At 48.4% G+C, this 15476-nt stretch carries 18 protein-coding genes; 7 read left to right on the top strand and 11 right to left on the bottom strand.

Annotated elements, in window-relative coordinates; translation table 11 throughout:
- The first annotated feature begins 95 nt into the window (after positions 1-95).
- Positions 96-1076, top strand: a complete 981-nt coding sequence (locus PKO01S_RS03240; RefSeq protein WP_164779458.1) for a phosphotransferase — start codon at positions 96-98, stop codon at positions 1074-1076.
- Between the two features lie 73 nt (positions 1077-1149).
- Here PKO01S_RS03240 and PKO01S_RS03245 read toward each other — a convergent pair whose 3' ends face one another.
- Positions 1150-1803: a FusB/FusC family EF-G-binding protein gene (locus tag PKO01S_RS03245; RefSeq protein WP_127529867.1), complete on the bottom strand. Its 654-nt coding sequence runs from the start codon at positions 1801-1803 to the stop codon at positions 1150-1152.
- 426 nt (positions 1804-2229) lie between these two features.
- On the opposite strand from PKO01S_RS03245, the gene PKO01S_RS03250 reads away from it, so the two are divergent.
- Positions 2230-2958, top strand: coding sequence for an SDR family NAD(P)-dependent oxidoreductase (locus PKO01S_RS03250; protein WP_127529868.1), 729 nt, complete (start codon positions 2230-2232; stop codon positions 2956-2958).
- Positions 2959-3000: 42 nt separating this feature from the next.
- On the opposite strand, the gene PKO01S_RS03255 is transcribed toward PKO01S_RS03250, so the two are convergent.
- Positions 3001-3759, bottom strand: coding sequence for a spermidine synthase (locus PKO01S_RS03255; protein WP_127529869.1), 759 nt, complete (start codon positions 3757-3759; stop codon positions 3001-3003).
- A gap of 188 nt (positions 3760-3947) precedes the next feature.
- On the opposite strand from PKO01S_RS03255, the gene PKO01S_RS03260 reads away from it, so the two are divergent.
- Positions 3948-5294: a catalase gene (locus tag PKO01S_RS03260; protein WP_127529870.1), complete on the top strand. Its 1347-nt coding sequence runs from the start codon at positions 3948-3950 to the stop codon at positions 5292-5294.
- A gap of 80 nt (positions 5295-5374) precedes the next feature.
- On the opposite strand, the gene PKO01S_RS03265 is transcribed toward PKO01S_RS03260, so the two are convergent.
- The 4 genes from PKO01S_RS03265 to PKO01S_RS03280 all read right to left on the bottom strand — a co-directional run bounded on the left by PKO01S_RS03265 (position 5375) and on the right by PKO01S_RS03280 (position 8699).
- A complete protein-coding gene (locus tag PKO01S_RS03265; RefSeq protein WP_127529871.1) occupies positions 5375-6151 on the bottom strand; it encodes a TerC family protein in 777 nt (258 codons plus the stop codon).
- Positions 6152-6271: 120 nt separating this feature from the next.
- Entirely contained in the window at positions 6272-6889 is a 618-nt protein-coding gene (locus PKO01S_RS03270) for an NUDIX hydrolase (protein WP_127529872.1), read from the bottom strand.
- Between the two features lie 188 nt (positions 6890-7077).
- Complete coding sequence (locus PKO01S_RS03275; RefSeq protein ID WP_127529873.1) at positions 7078-8301, bottom strand: hypothetical protein; 1224 nt, start codon at positions 8299-8301, stop codon at positions 7078-7080.
- Between the two features lie 188 nt (positions 8302-8489).
- Positions 8490-8699 carry a helix-turn-helix domain-containing protein gene (locus PKO01S_RS03280; RefSeq protein WP_127529874.1) on the bottom strand — a complete coding sequence of 70 codons (210 nt, stop codon included), beginning with the start codon at positions 8697-8699 and terminating at the stop codon, positions 8490-8492.
- A 71-nt stretch (positions 8700-8770) separates the two neighbouring features.
- Between PKO01S_RS03280 and PKO01S_RS03285 the strand changes: the two genes are divergently transcribed.
- Entirely contained in the window at positions 8771-9166 is a 396-nt protein-coding gene (locus PKO01S_RS03285) for a sigma-70 RNA polymerase sigma factor region 4 domain-containing protein (RefSeq protein ID WP_127529875.1), read from the top strand.
- An 84-nt stretch (positions 9167-9250) separates the two neighbouring features.
- The gene (locus PKO01S_RS03290; RefSeq protein ID WP_127529876.1) at positions 9251-9994 is read left to right on the top strand and encodes a hypothetical protein; all 744 of its coding nucleotides are present in this window, start codon (positions 9251-9253) and stop codon (positions 9992-9994) included.
- A gap of 268 nt (positions 9995-10262) precedes the next feature.
- Here the strand turns inward: PKO01S_RS03290 and PKO01S_RS03295 are convergent, their stop codons facing one another.
- The gene (locus tag PKO01S_RS03295) at positions 10263-11159 is read right to left on the bottom strand and encodes an NAD-dependent epimerase/dehydratase family protein (RefSeq protein ID WP_127529877.1); all 897 of its coding nucleotides are present in this window, start codon (positions 11157-11159) and stop codon (positions 10263-10265) included.
- 275 nt (positions 11160-11434) lie between these two features.
- Here PKO01S_RS03295 and PKO01S_RS03300 point away from each other — a divergent pair, with 275 nt between their 5' ends.
- Positions 11435-11839 (top strand): MerR family transcriptional regulator, encoded by a 405-nt coding sequence (locus PKO01S_RS03300; RefSeq protein ID WP_127529878.1) that lies wholly within the window; start codon positions 11435-11437, stop codon positions 11837-11839.
- Positions 11839-12609 carry an SDR family oxidoreductase gene (locus PKO01S_RS03305; RefSeq protein WP_127529879.1) on the top strand — a complete coding sequence of 257 codons (771 nt, stop codon included), beginning with the start codon at positions 11839-11841 and terminating at the stop codon, positions 12607-12609. Before PKO01S_RS03300 ends, PKO01S_RS03305 begins: the two co-directional genes overlap by 1 nt.
- Before the next feature lie 35 nt (positions 12610-12644).
- Here PKO01S_RS03305 and PKO01S_RS28655 read toward each other — a convergent pair whose 3' ends face one another.
- The 4 genes from PKO01S_RS28655 to PKO01S_RS03320 form a co-directional block, all read right to left on the bottom strand.
- Positions 12645-12815 (bottom strand): hypothetical protein, encoded by a 171-nt coding sequence (locus PKO01S_RS28655; protein WP_164779459.1) that lies wholly within the window; start codon positions 12813-12815, stop codon positions 12645-12647.
- A gap of 25 nt (positions 12816-12840) precedes the next feature.
- Entirely contained in the window at positions 12841-13536 is a 696-nt protein-coding gene (locus PKO01S_RS03310; protein WP_246070424.1) for an ABC transporter permease, read from the bottom strand.
- Complete coding sequence (locus PKO01S_RS03315) at positions 13529-14452, bottom strand: ABC transporter ATP-binding protein (RefSeq protein WP_127529880.1); 924 nt, start codon at positions 14450-14452, stop codon at positions 13529-13531. The genes PKO01S_RS03310 and PKO01S_RS03315 overlap by 8 nt, the downstream gene beginning before the upstream one ends.
- Before the next feature lie 82 nt (positions 14453-14534).
- The gene (locus PKO01S_RS03320) at positions 14535-15476 is read right to left on the bottom strand and encodes a sensor histidine kinase (protein WP_127529881.1); all 942 of its coding nucleotides are present in this window, start codon (positions 15474-15476) and stop codon (positions 14535-14537) included.

The following is a 15476-nucleotide window of genomic DNA, read 5'->3' on the forward strand; positions in this document are numbered from 1 at the left end:
CAATGACACGTCCATTACTTGGGTGTAGAATGAGATCTAGAACATGTGTTCCTCGAATGAGAAACTACAGCCACCGAAGACGGGGGAGTTATGTATTGCTGGAGACGAGCGAAGCTCTAATGGTTCGAGATGACATCTTCACCACGGTCAACGATTTGTTCGGAATAACGATTCATGATTACGCCCAAATCGAGCAAGGCTACTTGAATCGGAAGTGGAAACTGACTACCGACATCGGCAGCTTGTTCGTGAAGCAGTACAACAAGACGCGTTATCCGGAGCAATCCGTTCATGGACTTGAAGTTTCATTAGCTCATCAAGCCCGCTTGCATCAGCAAGGGGTTCCCGTGCCTGAATTATTCGCCCACCAAGGGAGGCATGTTCTAAGAACTCCTTCGCAGGAACGGTTCGTTCTCATGCGGATGTGCGAAGGGCATATCATAAAGCCGGGCATGGCTAGCACTGATCAAATGCACTCTCTTGGGCAGGCGGTCGGTAAAATGCATCACCTTCTGAACTCGAAAGGTGTTCCGCAGCCCCTGCATTGGGATATTCGGAGCAAAGAGGAGCTGTATCTGCTCTGGGAACAGCGATGGCTTCATGCCAATGCCATGCAATGCGGGAGAACGATTGCCGCTTTAGAGGTTCAGCGCATCATCTTGGAGGATACGGATACCGGTATTTTTGCCGAATGCGAACGGGGCTGGGGACACTGGGATCTGTTCACCGACAACCTATTGTTCCGGCCTGGGTCAGTCGGTGCGATACTCGACTTCGACAGGCTGAACTATGTTTATCCCGAATTCGATATATCCCGGCCTATCTTGTCCTGCGCTCTGGATGGACGGCAGCTTCGTATCGGTCAGGTACAGACCTTTGTCCAAGGCTACCGCGAGCGTATGCCATTAACGGCGGAGAAACTGGTTCGGTCCATCCAGTTAACCTGGTGGAAAGAAGCGGAGTGGGTTGCAGTCGAACGGGAACATGACTCGATCCCGCTTAAGCGATTCAGGGAAGAGAATATTTGGGTGGCCGATCATTGGGATCATCTGCGCGATATGCTCGCCGGTATTTAATCGGTACAACAAACAAGAGGCGGCCAGCGGCCGCCTCTTGTGCTTGCGTTATCATCCCGATCCCAATCTCGCTCTACCCTAGAACAGCGCGGATAAATTGTTCTAACGAGCTTACGTCCGTCATGTTCTTATTGCAGTCATGGCCGTCCATACAGATATAGTTGCCGACCGCCTTGTAATAATCGGGCGAAGCATTCGCCGGCCGCTTCTTCGATACGGCCGAGAACAAGGCCAGCCTCTCGTACCGGTTGCATGCGAAGCAGTAGCTCTTCTTGTTGGTTGCCGTATAGCGGCCTTCAATCCCAACAAACTGGCCATCCGTATGGTAGACGATAAACATTTTATTGGTCGATATATCGATCCAGTTCAGATAGGATACGTTACGGAAATCGATTTGCACCAGATCGGGCAGCTTCAGCTTCTTATTCTTCGGAAACAGCTTCCGAATCTGCGCCTCGGTAATCGGAGGGAACTCTACCCGGTAAGGCTCGAGTGCCTGCAAAAATTTGTGCTGCTCCTCTGCGGTCTGCAAATTCGCAACCGATTCCAGCATCGCTCTACGATCGTCCTGCACATCAGGGAACAGCTCGGTTACCTTCGTCTGTGCGCTGTAGCGGACGGCTTCCAGCACCTTCCGGTCACCGACCGTTCGGAGTGCATGAAGCACGTAGTCTGCCTGGTTTTTAATAAAGTTATAGTGATGGTTTCTAATAAATGGTTTACACATGGACGCCAGCCCCTTATTGGTATTGTGGTACGGTGGTACGACAATAAGGTGCAAAGCCAAGTATTAGAAAACGATATATGCGATTATTCAGGCGACAAGTATGAATCCGTGTCCCCCATGCAAAGTATCGCCTCCTCTTACAGGCTTTGCACGAGGCTTTCCAGTCAGGCAATCTCTGACTGCCATGAGTATCACCTCCCGTTATCCGGAATGTGACTATTATAGCCGAATGGGATATCGAAAAAAAGCTGCTCATGCCCCTTTTGTTTCCCTCCGCTCCTCCTATTTCTCCTTGTCGCTCCTTCATGCCCGTCGTTCCGAATGAATTCAAGAAATTTGAATACCTTATTCAATTCGTTCAATTATACAAAACTACCCAAACGGCATTACAATGAGACCCATAACAGATGAAGGAGTGGAGCCCCTATGGAATTCAAGGACAAGGTGGCACTAGTTACGGGAGGCGGCACAGGGATTGGCAAAGCAACCAGCATCGCATTGGCTAGACGAGGAGCGGTCGTAGTAGTGAATTATTCCCGATCCGAATCCGACGCGGAGGAAACGGTGTGGGCCATCCTCGAAGAGGGGGGTCAGGCGGTCGCTATACAGGCCGACGTATCCCGGGATCAAGAGGTACGAAGAATTATCGAGCGATTCGGTGCCGTTGACCTGCTCGTTAATAACGCCAGCATTACCAGGCACATTCCATTCAGCGACCTGGATGCTGCGACCGATGAGGTATGGGATGAATTGTTCAACGTGAACGTAAAGGGAATGTTCAACTGTGCACGGGCGGCCGCTCCTTACCTGAAGCAAAGTCCGGCCGGCGCGATCGTCAATCTTGGCAGCATCGCAGGACAGACAGGGCTAGGCTCCTCACTCCCCTATGCCGTATCCAAAGCGGCTGTTCACGGTCTTACCAAATCATTGGCCCGCGCTCTTGCTCCTGAGATTCGAGTAAACTGCATCGTTCCGGGAGCCGTTGCGACAAGATGGTGGGAGGGCCGGGAGGAGCAAATGAACCGCCTTGCTCCCCATCTTCCGCTGCAGCGCATATCGACACCGGAGGATATCGCCGCCATGATCTGCGCTGCCTTGGAACAGAAGGCCATGACCGGCCAGATCATTACGGTAGATAGCGGCCAAACCCTTTAACAATAGGGATTACGGGCAGTCTCTTTTTTATCTTGGGGAGATTCAGACATTATGCTGCTTACTGTCTCTAATCATATGCCCCTGTTCCATCTCAATCTCAGCAAAGCCTGCCGTAAGTCCGGACTGTGCCTGGATAGGCCGGTTGCTGCCGATCATGATCATATTCCCAGAGTCGTCCATACCCGCTCCGTTCACCGGCAGAAAGAAGACTCTCGTATAGGCACATGTCTCGCTCAGAGTCGTATGAATGGCCGAGCTCAGCCTGTCGTTCCGAAGCTTGCCCGCAAGATTCAGAATGATGGCGCCCCCCGAACGGAGCTTGTCCATTACCGTCTGGAAAAATTCCAGCGTCGTCAGATGCATCGGAGTCCCTTTCGAAGTGAAGGCGTCCAAGATGATGTAGTCGAAGGCATTAGGCATTTGTTCCTCTAGAAGCTCGCGTCCGTCTCCAATCAAGACATTGTGCGGCCGGTAACCAAAATATTCACGGCTCAGCTCCACCACCATCTCGTCGATCTCTGCGACGACGAATGGTTTGCCGGGATAGTGCCCAGCGATCGTCCCGGTCCCGTGACCGATAAGGAAGGCACTCCTAAAGTCCGGATCATTCCAATCCATCAGATGAATGATGGCGCGTTGGTATTCCAGCACGACACGCTGCGGCTCCTTCATGTCCATTGCGCCCTGCACCGCCCCGTCCGCGAACTGCAAAATGCGGTACTTGCCCGTTCTCCCATATAATTCGGACGTTTCATAGACACCGATCTCATTAAACCGGCTCGCTTTCTTAGTTAGCAGCAATCCTTCGTCCTCCTATACAAACCAGTATTATCAATCAGGTAAGTCTTGCCCAGATTGCCTATTCGAGCGCATTCGTTGGAAGACCCTCACCGGGCTCTATTGGACACGGCACTGTCATATTCGCCTTAAGGCTGTTCATACCTTTATATATCCAGACAATCCGCATCGCCGGCATGGGAGGTAGAGAGATGAACGAGAACAACGGCAATCGACCGGACAATCCGGCTGCATTGCATTCGCAGACCGTGGGCGATAGAGGCCCCGTATTGGAGCAGGACACCGTACTGCACGAAACGCTGGAAACGTTCGTTCATTCGAAGTTGATGGAACGGCCTGTGCACGTCAAAGGCTATGGCGCTTTCGGCTATTTTCAGACCGTGAATGCCATGTCAGCCTACACGCAGCTTTGTTTCTTACAAAATCCGGGCCAGCAAGTTCCCGTCGCAGCACGCTTCTCTTTAGCCGTCAGCAACAAAGGCACGCCAGACACTTCCCGCAACGTTCGCGGATTCGCCTCCAAGTTCTATACCGATCATGGCGTGTTCGATCTCGTCTTCAACCACATTCCCGTATTTCTCGTTCGTGACGCCATCCGTTTCCCGGAGTCGATCAAGGCATTCCTGCCTTCGCCTGTTAACAACCTCATCGATCCGCAGCGGTTCTGGAGCTTCATCGCAAGGGCGCCGGAAGCCACCCACTTTCTCGTCTGGCTCTACTCCGATGCGGGCACCGTCAAGAGTCTCCGCCACATCCCGGGCCATAGCGTCAATACTTACGTCTGGAAGAACGCTCAGGGCGTTCGTACTTATGTGAAATACCACTGGATTCCTCTTGCGGGCGTGCAGTACATAGACCGTCAAGAAGCAGCCAGACTTGCTGCCGAGAATCCGGACTATGCCGGCAAGGACTTATACGATACGCTCGCCGCGGGCAAGACCGTTGAATACGGGCTTTACGTTCAATTGATGAACCCCCAAGACGAGTCCACTCTCCCTTATGATCCGCTGGACGATACGAAGATATGGGATGAACGGCAATATCCATTGCAGCCGGTCGGAAGACTGGTATTGAACCGCAACCCGGATAATTATATGGAGCAAGTCGAGAAGCTGGCTTTCTCCCCTTCCAACCTGCTGGAAGGCGCGGAGCTGTCGGACGATAAAATGCTGCAAGGGCGCGCTAATATTTATTATGATTCGGAGCGCCATCGGCTCGGCCCGGATTTCCGCAAGATTCCGATCAATCATCAGCAGAACTGGACGCCTGAATCTCTTGTGACGAGCGGCAACGGGCGGCATGTAGAAGGACGTCTCATGCGCTCCGACATCCCCAAGCAGGACGACTTCACACAGGCCGGCCAATATTACCGCGCTCTTGCACCGCTAGCGCAAGAGCACTTGGTCGATAACCTGGCCGCCGATCTCGCCGGCATATCGCCCGACACGCAAACCATTGTACTCGGCTACCTGTATAAGGCATCCGCCGAGCTCGGAGAACGGGTTGCCCGCAAGATCCAAACGCAAGCCAAAGGATAGCATTATACACGAACAAGGCCATCCGCTCGGGATGGCCTTGCTTTTCATTTGAAGGATAGTCTGCAGTCTGCTTAGCGAGTCTACAGCCGGTCAGCCTGCAGTTGTTTTTTGTTCGCTGGTGCAAACCAGCCGAGTACCGCTATCGCGACCAGGACGCCATAGAAGACGACTGTCCAGCCCGTGCTGTGCGGGAAATGATGATCCAGCACCGCGATGTCCTCATGCGCCAGTGTAATGACTGCGAGCTTCACGCCCACCCATGCCACGATTGCGTAAGCGGTCGTCTCCAGAGCCGGCCGGTCTTCGAGCAGCTTCACAAACCAAGCGGCTGCGAATTTGATTAGAACAAGCCCCGCGACCCCGCCGAGCAAGACAACCAGGAATTGTCCGCCGTCCATCCCGCCGAAATCGCCGAGCGGCGAATTCGGAAGACCAAGTGCCAGCGCTACTGCCGCCAGAATAGAATCAATCGCAAAGGCCAAATCTGCGATGGCAATTTTCCCCACAGTTGGCCAGAAGCTGCTTCCCGCCGCTTTCTTCTTCACTTCTTCTTGATTATTCTCGTTGCTTTTGCCGAAACGCGCTTTGATGATGTGCTTTAAACCAAGGTATAGAAGATAGGCTGCTCCAACCGCCTGGATCTGCCACACGTTCGCAATGAACGAGATGGCGAATAGAGCGGCGAAGCGGAAACCGAAAGCCATAATAATGCCGTAATTAATCGCCTTCTTCTTCTTGTCCTCCGGCAAATGCTTCGCAATAACCGCCAGAACCAGTGCATTATCCGCCGACAATAAGCCTTCTAATCCAATGAGAATCAGTAAAGTCCACGCGTACTCCAACCATATTTGATCCAACAGTGTTTCTCCTCTCTATGTACGGGTGTTGTGCCGTCACTTGTAGTACGGCTCAGCGGTCTTTTCGTAACGACAAAATAACAAAAAAACCACCTAATTAGGATGGTCTTCTTCCATGAGTTATATTTGGCTGGCGATTAATTTTACAATATCCTCGTAATAAGACTTGTCGTGGGGAACAAACCGGTCCCGTTGTACCTCTTGGCTTATCGGGATGCGGATATCGTCTATTATTTCATATCCTTCTACCCGAATCCGGTCTATAAGCCCGAGCCATAACTGGCAGAAGGACTGGAACTCCGCCCTGACGATCCCGGATACCTCTTCTTTCTGAAGGACCGCTTTGCCGAGTATATTTTCCCCTATGTACAAGTAAACGTGGGCCAGCTCTTTATCCGTAAAGCCAGGCTTAGTTACACAGTACTTAATCGTTCCAAGGGGCAAAAGCTCCTGAATCGGTACATCGATTCCGATCTCTTCATGAATCTCTCTGACCCCATCCAGAACTTTTTCATTAGCCAACAGATGTCCGGCGGCCGTAATGTCGAGAAGGTTCGGATAATCCTTCTTCAGCTTGCTGCGAAGCTGGAGGTAGATATACCCCTTGCCGCCCTCTCTGCTAAGAAACCAGCAGTGAAACGCTTCATGCCAATGGCCGATCCGGTGCACCTCTTCACGGGTTGCAACGCCTATTTCGTTCCCGTTATCATCAAAAATTTTTAACCGCTCATGATCCACGAATATAAAGCCCCCTGTTCGCTATGTAACTATTTATTTTAAATACGATTCTTTAGCAAGAAAGTTTTACCCCAAAAAAAACCGATAGAACCAAACAACCCCCAACTTGATGTTCAAGGTGGGGGTTGTTTGGTTCTTGCCTATACGCCATTCTTACATCTTATATGAAAGTGAGTGCGCTTATAGGCCTATACGTTATCAAACACAGCTTCTTTGTAATGGACTAAGTTATCCTTAATCTCAAATTTAAACACAACGTTCCAATTGATGCTTATGGGAGTCCTTGCCCCTACTGATTGTATATTGGTTGAAATCAATATCTCTTCAACGCCATTTGCAACTTTAAAAGCAACCTTAACAGGTGCGCATGATATTGTATCCTTGATTGATTTTATATACTCATCATCAATCTCCACATTGTTTTCTTTAAAATCTTTCATTTTACTGGCGGAGATACTTCTTTCCTTACTCGTTAAGTTATGTGTCATAATCGTATTTGCAAAAGGCAGACCAATCGTGACCTTCCCCTTCACCAAATCAAGTGCATCTAATTCACATGCCATCTCTGATGTTGAAAATACATTGCGAATATCTTGATCGGTATATGAGAATAGATCCAATGTAACGTTAGGACCCTTTACAGTACTGAAATTTTTCATCACTGCAAGTAAAGGATAATCACCTACCGTTTGCATAGAGTAGGAGGTCAACGGAGCACTTGAATCATTATAATTCAAAGAATTCTCATCTACGTTTGAATCGATCACGACTTGCGAGTTATTGACGTCCAATCGAATATCCCCATCATAAAACAGCACCGCCGTATTCGATATCCCATCATGACTAATGAACGGCGTCTTTCTTAATATCGTTTTCTCAAAAGTGTCGTACGTAATATTTCCATCCACAACATGTATCGAATAACGGTCCCATTGATTCGCAAACGCAATGCCCATTGGGTATTGTTGATCGGCTCCTTCAAACCAGAATGAATTCCATTCTAGGTTTATAAATATATCTTTGTACCCGTCAAATCTTAGCGCTATATCATACGGATCAACTTCACTTGTCTTGGTAACTGCATCATCGTGGGTTTTGAGCGCATCGATGATTCGTTGAGTAAAAGATGGACTAGCCGCAATAAACACATTATCATGCTGGCTGATCGTTAAACTCGCTTTCTCCCCTGATAATAGCGCATCGATGTTTTGACTCTTATTTGAAGTCTCTTCATTCCTTTGATTTTGATCTGCCACTCCAATTGAAGATGCTATATGTTCTTCTGACACGCTTTCCGGTACAGTACTTTCTTGATTGCTGCATGAAATAAGAAAAATAATACATAAAACAAATACATATCTCACAGTGTGCAATGCACTCGCGCTAAAATGTTTTTCTTTATAGACCCTCATCCGGATTCACACCCTTATTCTGATAAATTCCTCAACCTCTGAAATTCTCGCAACTACTTCGATTAGAAGAGTTGATTCTCCTTCATTAATCCCCAATTTGACCAACGCCCTCCAGGCCTCAACTACGTATATTTTTCCTTTACAGAAATATAACAATATGATTTCCTGAATTACTTATATTTAATTCACTATTCAATTATTCGGAATTTTTTCACAGCCTCAATAAATACAATAATGATCTGGGAGTGTAGATCTTCATTAAACCGCCCATCAATTATGCTATTTTTTTTAATTAGCGGATCGTATTTGTGTATTATTTCCATTAGGGAATCATTACATGTTTTCGCTTTCTCTAGCACCTGAGCAAACATTTCCTCTTTCATTTCAATATTATTCATATTATTTTCCTCCTTTCATTTTACATTTTGTTGCTTCCTGCTCTTCTTTTTCTTAAAGGGGGGATTTTCGTGTGCAAAATTTATCTATAACAGAGCGGAAGTTCATTAGTTACATAACAAAGTATTTACATGGAGAAAAATTAAGATTTTTGAAAGAAGCGCAACAAACTAATAAGCACGACAGGGTATATGATTTTGAAAAATTTTCAAACGCACTAATCTATTATGAACAAAAATTCACTTCCGACTGGAACCATCACGTTGAAAGTGAAGAACTCTACAACTTGATCAACAAACTTCCTCCAAAACAAAAGTTTATTATAGTCAATAATTTATTCGGAGGAATGCCACTATCCCATTGTGCAGACAAACTTGGAATCAGCAAGCAATTGGCATTTAGCTATAAAAAAAGCTTTATAGATAAGGCAAGAAAAACATTGGTTTTCGAGAAAGGTGACATTTTTTGATTTTTTTTAAATTTCAACTTTACTTTACCATACTTGTATTTCTCTTAACAATTTGAAATCTAAAATTTAGGAGGAGTTAGAGTTATGAAGAGAAAGATATTATTTTTCTCAATGGTGTTGTCATTATTAATTGGCGGATTATTAGTTCCAAGAAATGCTACAGTTTCTGCTGCAACATCGAATAGCACCTACTTTACAGACGCACAGATTACCGACATCATGAATGCCGGTTGGCCGACGACTTATAAAAGCAGCATCTACAAGTATTGGGAAGCGTTCACGGATGACAATTACTTCGGAAGTACTGCGATGCTAGGATCCGGAGATAGTTATACAGAATTCAAGAAATTCGTCGGCGCCGTTAAAACGGTAACCAGCTCGACTGGGGTATCTCAAGTGAGTGCTATGACTAGAGGGCTGTATTTAGAGGTTAGTAATCTTACTAGCAGAGTTGATAGCCTTAACGGAGCAAGTGACTGTATGACGAATCGAATTATCGCTAACACGGCAACAAACTATCAGAGTGCATTCACTAGTTTAGATGGCCTTAATTCAAGTTCAAGCAATTACTGGCACTCTATTATGAAAAATCCGGTTCCGGATGCGTCTTCGAGCACAGACTCAATTAGAGCACTGGTAAGGGCGTATAACAATAGTTACATTATGCTGGCTAACGAAAACAGAGCGTACCCTTGGTTCTCATCGGTTAGCAGTGCATCTGATTACACGAGATTCTCTAGCTTGCCAACAGGATATCTCTATTTCAACGAGACATCCGGAACAGGCAGAATCAAAATCGGCAATTTCTATTTTAGAAAAACTTACTAGAACTAAGTCGGATCGAATAGGCAAACTCAATAGCCCTTGATCGCTCCAATAGGAAATAGGAGCGGTTAAGGGCATTGTTTGTGTTTGCCCAACGAGGTTGCCACTATCCAATGTATGCGGCAGCTGTTCAACCCCTTTGTTGCGTTGATTGATTTCTCTATTGCAGCCTCATTCTGAGGGGTCATTGTCCATGTGATTGATTCGTGAAACAAACCACTCTTCCTCCAATAAGGTATGCTCCAATTAGCTAATTTAGAACCCGCCGGTACTACATGGAACTCAATCTCCGGGTTTGACTCTCCAACTGCGTTACGGTCTCTTCGAACGTGACAACGGGGCGGTAGCCCAGCTCGTCTCTTATTTTGTTATGGCGAAAAGCCATTCTTATCGGATTGCCGCCTGGGATCTTGAGCGTCTTATCCATGGCACGGGCAATACGCGCGGTGAATTCATCTTCCCTATAGTTTCCGTCCACTGCATTGTAAACTTGGTTACATGCCGCCGGATGGGTCGCTGCTAGTATACACATCTCCGCCAAATTATCGGCATGCACCCATGGCGTGAGATCGTCAGGGTGAATCCACGTTACTTCTTCTGCTGCGTCAATCTTTGCAACAAGTTTATCTCCCCAGTGGGAGTTATATTCGGCGCTGATAACACCTGGCCGTAATATGACGATGGGAAGTCCGTTCGTGGCGGCAGCTTGTACGATTTTCTCCGACTCGCACTTCGTTGAGACGTACACGTCGGAATGGCCATAGGCAAGCTCGCTTGCTTCATCCATCTCCACCTCGTCCTCCGAATGCCCATAAACCGATACCGTCGAAATATGTACGAAGCATCCCACTCCTGCGGATAAGGACTCGTCCACCAAGTTCTGAACGCCTTGTATATTAGCCTGCTCAGCAGCGGCTCTATCGCCGCCCAGATATGCCGCAGCGTGGATGACGATGTCGACCCCCTGAAGCGCTTGTTTAATGGTCTCTCTATCCGTTAAGTCTCCTAGCACAGGCGTAATACCGAGTTCGTTACAAAGGGAGACCTGTTCTTCCTTACGAATGAGCCCCTGCACTCTAGCACCTTCACGAACACACCTCGCAGCGATTCTATCGCCCGCTGTACCAGACACACCTGTAACGAGAACAAGTTTATCTTGAAGCTTCATATGTCGTATTCACCTCTGTCATTTATACACACCTTATGTCAAACCCGGGGTCACGGGAAGGATCGTAAACTTGAATTTGATCTCCTCGAGATAGAATCACACACCCTCCCATTGAAAGTAATTGAAGAAATAATTTTACTATCCTTCTCTCCGATCAAATGTACTTTTCTTGCTAAAATATTTAATCCCGTCCCCCTGTTGACTTAAACCATGGTTTAAGTCGTATGCTATTCCTGTCGACGAAGTAAAGGCAAGGCCCATTGGGAGGATTCAAGATGAAGTATCGTTCGATCAGCGAAGCTGCTGCTGCGTTCCATATTCCGGAATCAACATTACGATATTACGAGAAACAAGGACTGCTTCCGCTAATGGAGCGTGACGAGGCTGGACGACGGTTATTTTCGGACAATCAAATGGCACTCCTCGGAACCGTCATACGTCTTAAAAATACGCACATGCCGATAAGCAGCATCAAGCGGTATATAGACTGGATTCTGGAAGGCGAGAGCACGCTGGAGAAGCGGCTTGAGATGATGAACAAGCACAAGCAAACGGTGCTGGATGAGATTGCGTTGATGACAGAATCATTAGCCGGAATAGATGTGAAAATCACAAACTATACCAAGCGAATTCAGGAACGACGAAGCGAGGACAAACTTATGAGAGAAGAGGAACAATAATGAAACTTTCGGGGAATACGATTCTTATTACAGGCGGAAGCTCCGGAATCGGGCTCGCTTTCGCAGAACGTTTTATTCAAGCCGGCAATACGGTCATTGTGACAGGACGGCGTGAACAGGTGCTCCAGTCTGCCAAAGAAAAGCTCCCAAGCCTCATTACCCGCGTGAGCGACTTGGCTGTTGAATCCGAACGCGCCGCCTTGTTCGATTGGGTAACGGCGAATTATCCGGCTGTGAATGTGCTGGTCAACAACGCCGGCATCCAGCAGCGTTTCCATGTGCTCAAAGCGGATGCGAAGGACAATTGGCGTTATTTCAACCAAGAGCTGACGACGAACATTGAAGCGCCTTTCCATCTATCGATGCTGTTCGCTCCTTACTTTGCGGCAGCCAAGGCCAAGGAACAGGCGGCAATTATTAACGTTACCTCCGGTCTAGCGTTTACGCCGCTCGCGATTGCACCGATTTACTCTGCGACAAAGGCCGCACTGCATTCCTTTACGATGAGCCTAAGACATCAGCTTGCGGGCACGTCTGTAGAAGTCATTGAAGTCGCTCCTCCGGCCGTCAATACCGATCTGGGCGGAGCAGGATTGCATATTCATGGCGAGCCTTTGGACGCTTTCGCGGACGGAATCTTCGCGGGGTTAGAAGAGGGCAAGCCGGAGATTGGATACGGCAGCTCTGTGCCCCGCTTGCGTATGTCTCGGGATGAGATCGACGAATACGCAGCGAAGATGTACGAGGCATTAAAAAGTGCGATCGAATAAGTAAACAAAACTCGCCATGGAGATGGCGAGTTTTTTTACTGTCTTTTCCTCAAGAACAACAACCAGACGGCGGATAAGACGCCTAACCCGGTGGAGCTGCACAGGTTGATGATCACGTCCCGGTTGCCCGTTCCCCAATACAACAATCCGTTCACCACCACCGAAGCGGCGCAAATCAGCAGGACCCATTTTAACACTCGGTTCATTGCCTTAACTTCTCCCCCTGCTCCGTTACTTAAGCACGTCGATATGCTCGATGTTGCGAATTGACATATATGCGACAGCCGCGCCGAGAAGCGCCAAGCCAATCGGTACTGCAATGATCGAATATAAGGTGAAGCCGTCAGCGGTCTGGCAGACGAGGGCCACGACGAAGAACGACGACGCGACGGTGGCTGCACCGGAATAATTGCGCATGCCGATGTAGAGAGGAATCAAGCCGAGCAAGCTGGTCGCCAGCGCGCTCATAACCGTGACGAACAGCGAATGAGCGGCTATAGCTCCCGTTATCGGTTCCGCAATGATATCCGTAAACTGATTGAACAATAAAAAGCCTGCGCCAATGAACAGGTTGGCAGCAATATCGGCGGCCAATGTGAACAACGCCACGACGAGCAGCTTCGCCGCGATTAGCTTTTTGCGGTTGATCGGGTACATGAACAGCACCGTAATCGATTTGCTTCGGAATTCGTCAATGACTAACCGTGAAAGGAGCACAGCGGCGAATACGACGTACGTACCTCTAACCAGTGTATCGATGACGGAGAACGCCATGCCGTAGCTTGTGAAAGGCACGTCCTGCGTGATTTCCTCGTTAAGGCTAATCGCGCAGACCAATGCTAGTATCACGACATTGGCGATCACCGCCGCGCGGATGTACGTCCCTATACGAAACTTGCGCATTTCGAGCCGCATAAGCTTAAACAACGACGACACCTCCATTCACGATGGATAAGAAATAATCCTCGAGCGAGCCCTTTTTCTTATGGACCGCTTCGATCGCGACATCGTGCAACACTAATGCCTTCATTAATTCGCTTTGCGGAATCGGGCAATCATAGATGCGGATCTGACCTTCGTCCGTGACCCTAACATTCGATATATGCAGATGGTTTTCTAATACATAAGCCGCTTTGCTGCATTCGCCGGTCGTGATTTCGATATATTCGGACGTCTGCTTGGCGATATGATCCATCGAAACTTCCTGCAGCAGTTTGCCGTCATTCATGACCGCAATCGTGTCGGCGATCAACTCGATTTCGCCAAGCATATGACTCGAAATGATGATCGTGATCCCGTACTGCTTGCTCAGCATTTTGAACAGATCGCGAAGCTCCTTCATGCCGAGCGGATCAAGCCCGTTAATCGGCTCATCCAGAATGAGCAGCTCCGGCTTCGCCGTGATGGCCCTCGCGATGCCGAGCCGCTGCTTCATCCCGAGGGAAAACTCCTTCACCAGCTTGCCGTCGACCTTGCGAAGATTAACAAGCTCAAGCGCCTCATCGATCGCCATCTTGTTCGGATAGCCCAAATATTCGCAGTGCAGCTCCAAGTTATCCCGTGCCGTCAGCTTGTCGTAGAAAATCGGATTCTCGATGATCGTACCCATCCGCCCCAACTGCCGGTACGACGTATCGGTCAACCGTTCGCCGAACAGCTCGATTTCACCGGCCGTCGGCTTTATAAGGTTCGTCAGCATTTTCATGACCGTTGTTTTACCAGCCCCATTCGGACCGAGCATGCCGTAAATTTCACCTTGTCCGACATTCATATTAACGTTCGAGACAACCTCCTTGCCTTTATAAACACGAGTCAGCTGCTTCGTTCTCACCACGCTCACAATCGTTCATACCTCCTTTGCTCGTTGCAAGCTTTATTGTAAACATCGATTTCGGCTTTTTTCTTACCCGCTTCTTACGAATTTCTTAAGCGGTGAAGGCGATCCGTTTCAGCTTGACCGTAAACACCGTTTTCTCATACGGCCTGCTTTGTATCGCAATCGTTCCCCCTTGCCCTTCGACCAACCTCTTCGTAATCGTCAGACCAAGTCCGCTGCCCGGGTTCGATTTATTACGCGAGTCCTCCAGCGTATACATGCGCTCGAACACGCGGTCCTGATCCCGTTCGTTGATGCCTTTGCCGCGGTCCCATACTTGCACATATACGGATTCTTCATCACCTTGCACAATGAGTCCGACCGTCTCTCCCTCTCCGCCGTGTTGAATCGCATTAGCGATCAGATTGTTCAGAATGCGGTCAAGCGCCTCCTCGTTGCCCCATGCCAGAAGAGGCTCCGCCGGAATTTCAATGGAAACGTCGAAGCCTTTCACTGTGAGCGTGTCGTAGAAGGACAGCATATTTCGGCTGCAAATATCGTTGATATGAAGGCGGGAGAGCGGAATCGGCTTGTCGCCCGCCTCCAATCTCGCCAGATCAAAAAATTGCCGAATGAGTCCGATAACCTCATGCGCCTTATTCTGCACCTTTGACAACAGCCGCTCCCTCTCCCCCGCACTCATGGCCGGATCAAGGTTTATCGTCTCCAAATAACCGAGCAGCACGGTAAGCGGCGTTCTTAGATCATGCGATATGTTCGAAACCATCTTCCGCATAGATTGTTCGATCTTAAGGAAGTCCGCCGCCGTCTTCTGGTTGTGGTCCAACAGATGATTGATTTCGGTAAGGATCGGAGTTAATGCACGGTCTCCCGTAAATAAGAGCAGCTTCTCGCTTGTACCGCTTTCGATAATTTCGTGCAGTCTGCGATGAATTTGTGTAAGATTAACGCTTCTTGTCCGGTAAACGTAATATTGCATAACAATGACGGCTATCAGAACGACGATGAGTACGATTAATACAACGACCAT

It is taken from the genome of Paenibacillus kobensis NBRC 15729, from assembly GCF_004000825.1.
Taxonomy (GTDB): Bacteria; Bacillota; Bacilli; order Paenibacillales; family Paenibacillaceae; genus Paenibacillus_T; species Paenibacillus_T kobensis.

Bases quoted from the DNA above. Each gene is read 5' to 3' on its own strand.
- PKO01S_RS03290 (WP_127529876.1), top strand. From the start codon at position 9,251: ATGAAGAGAAAGATATTATTTTTCTCAATGGTGTTGTCATTATTAATT.
- PKO01S_RS28655 (WP_164779459.1), bottom strand. From the start codon at position 12,815: ATGAACCGAGTGTTAAAATGGGTCCTGCTGATTTGCGCCGCTTCGGTG.
- PKO01S_RS03305 (WP_127529879.1), top strand. From the start codon at position 11,839: ATGAAACTTTCGGGGAATACGATTCTTATTACAGGCGGAAGCTCCGGA.
- PKO01S_RS03320 (WP_127529881.1), bottom strand. From the start codon at position 15,476: ATGGTCGTTGTATTAATCGTACTCATCGTCGTTCTGATAGCCGTCATT.
- PKO01S_RS03260 (WP_127529870.1), top strand. From the start codon at position 3,948: ATGAACGAGAACAACGGCAATCGACCGGACAATCCGGCTGCATTGCAT.
- PKO01S_RS03295 (WP_127529877.1), bottom strand. From the start codon at position 11,159: ATGAAGCTTCAAGATAAACTTGTTCTCGTTACAGGTGTGTCTGGTACA.
- PKO01S_RS03275 (WP_127529873.1), bottom strand. From the start codon at position 8,301: ATGAGGGTCTATAAAGAAAAACATTTTAGCGCGAGTGCATTGCACACT.
- PKO01S_RS03300 (WP_127529878.1), top strand. From the start codon at position 11,435: ATGAAGTATCGTTCGATCAGCGAAGCTGCTGCTGCGTTCCATATTCCG.
- PKO01S_RS03250 (WP_127529868.1), top strand. From the start codon at position 2,230: ATGGAATTCAAGGACAAGGTGGCACTAGTTACGGGAGGCGGCACAGGG.
- PKO01S_RS03245 (WP_127529867.1), bottom strand. From the start codon at position 1,803: ATGTGTAAACCATTTATTAGAAACCATCACTATAACTTTATTAAAAAC.
- PKO01S_RS03280 (WP_127529874.1), bottom strand. From the start codon at position 8,699: ATGAATAATATTGAAATGAAAGAGGAAATGTTTGCTCAGGTGCTAGAG.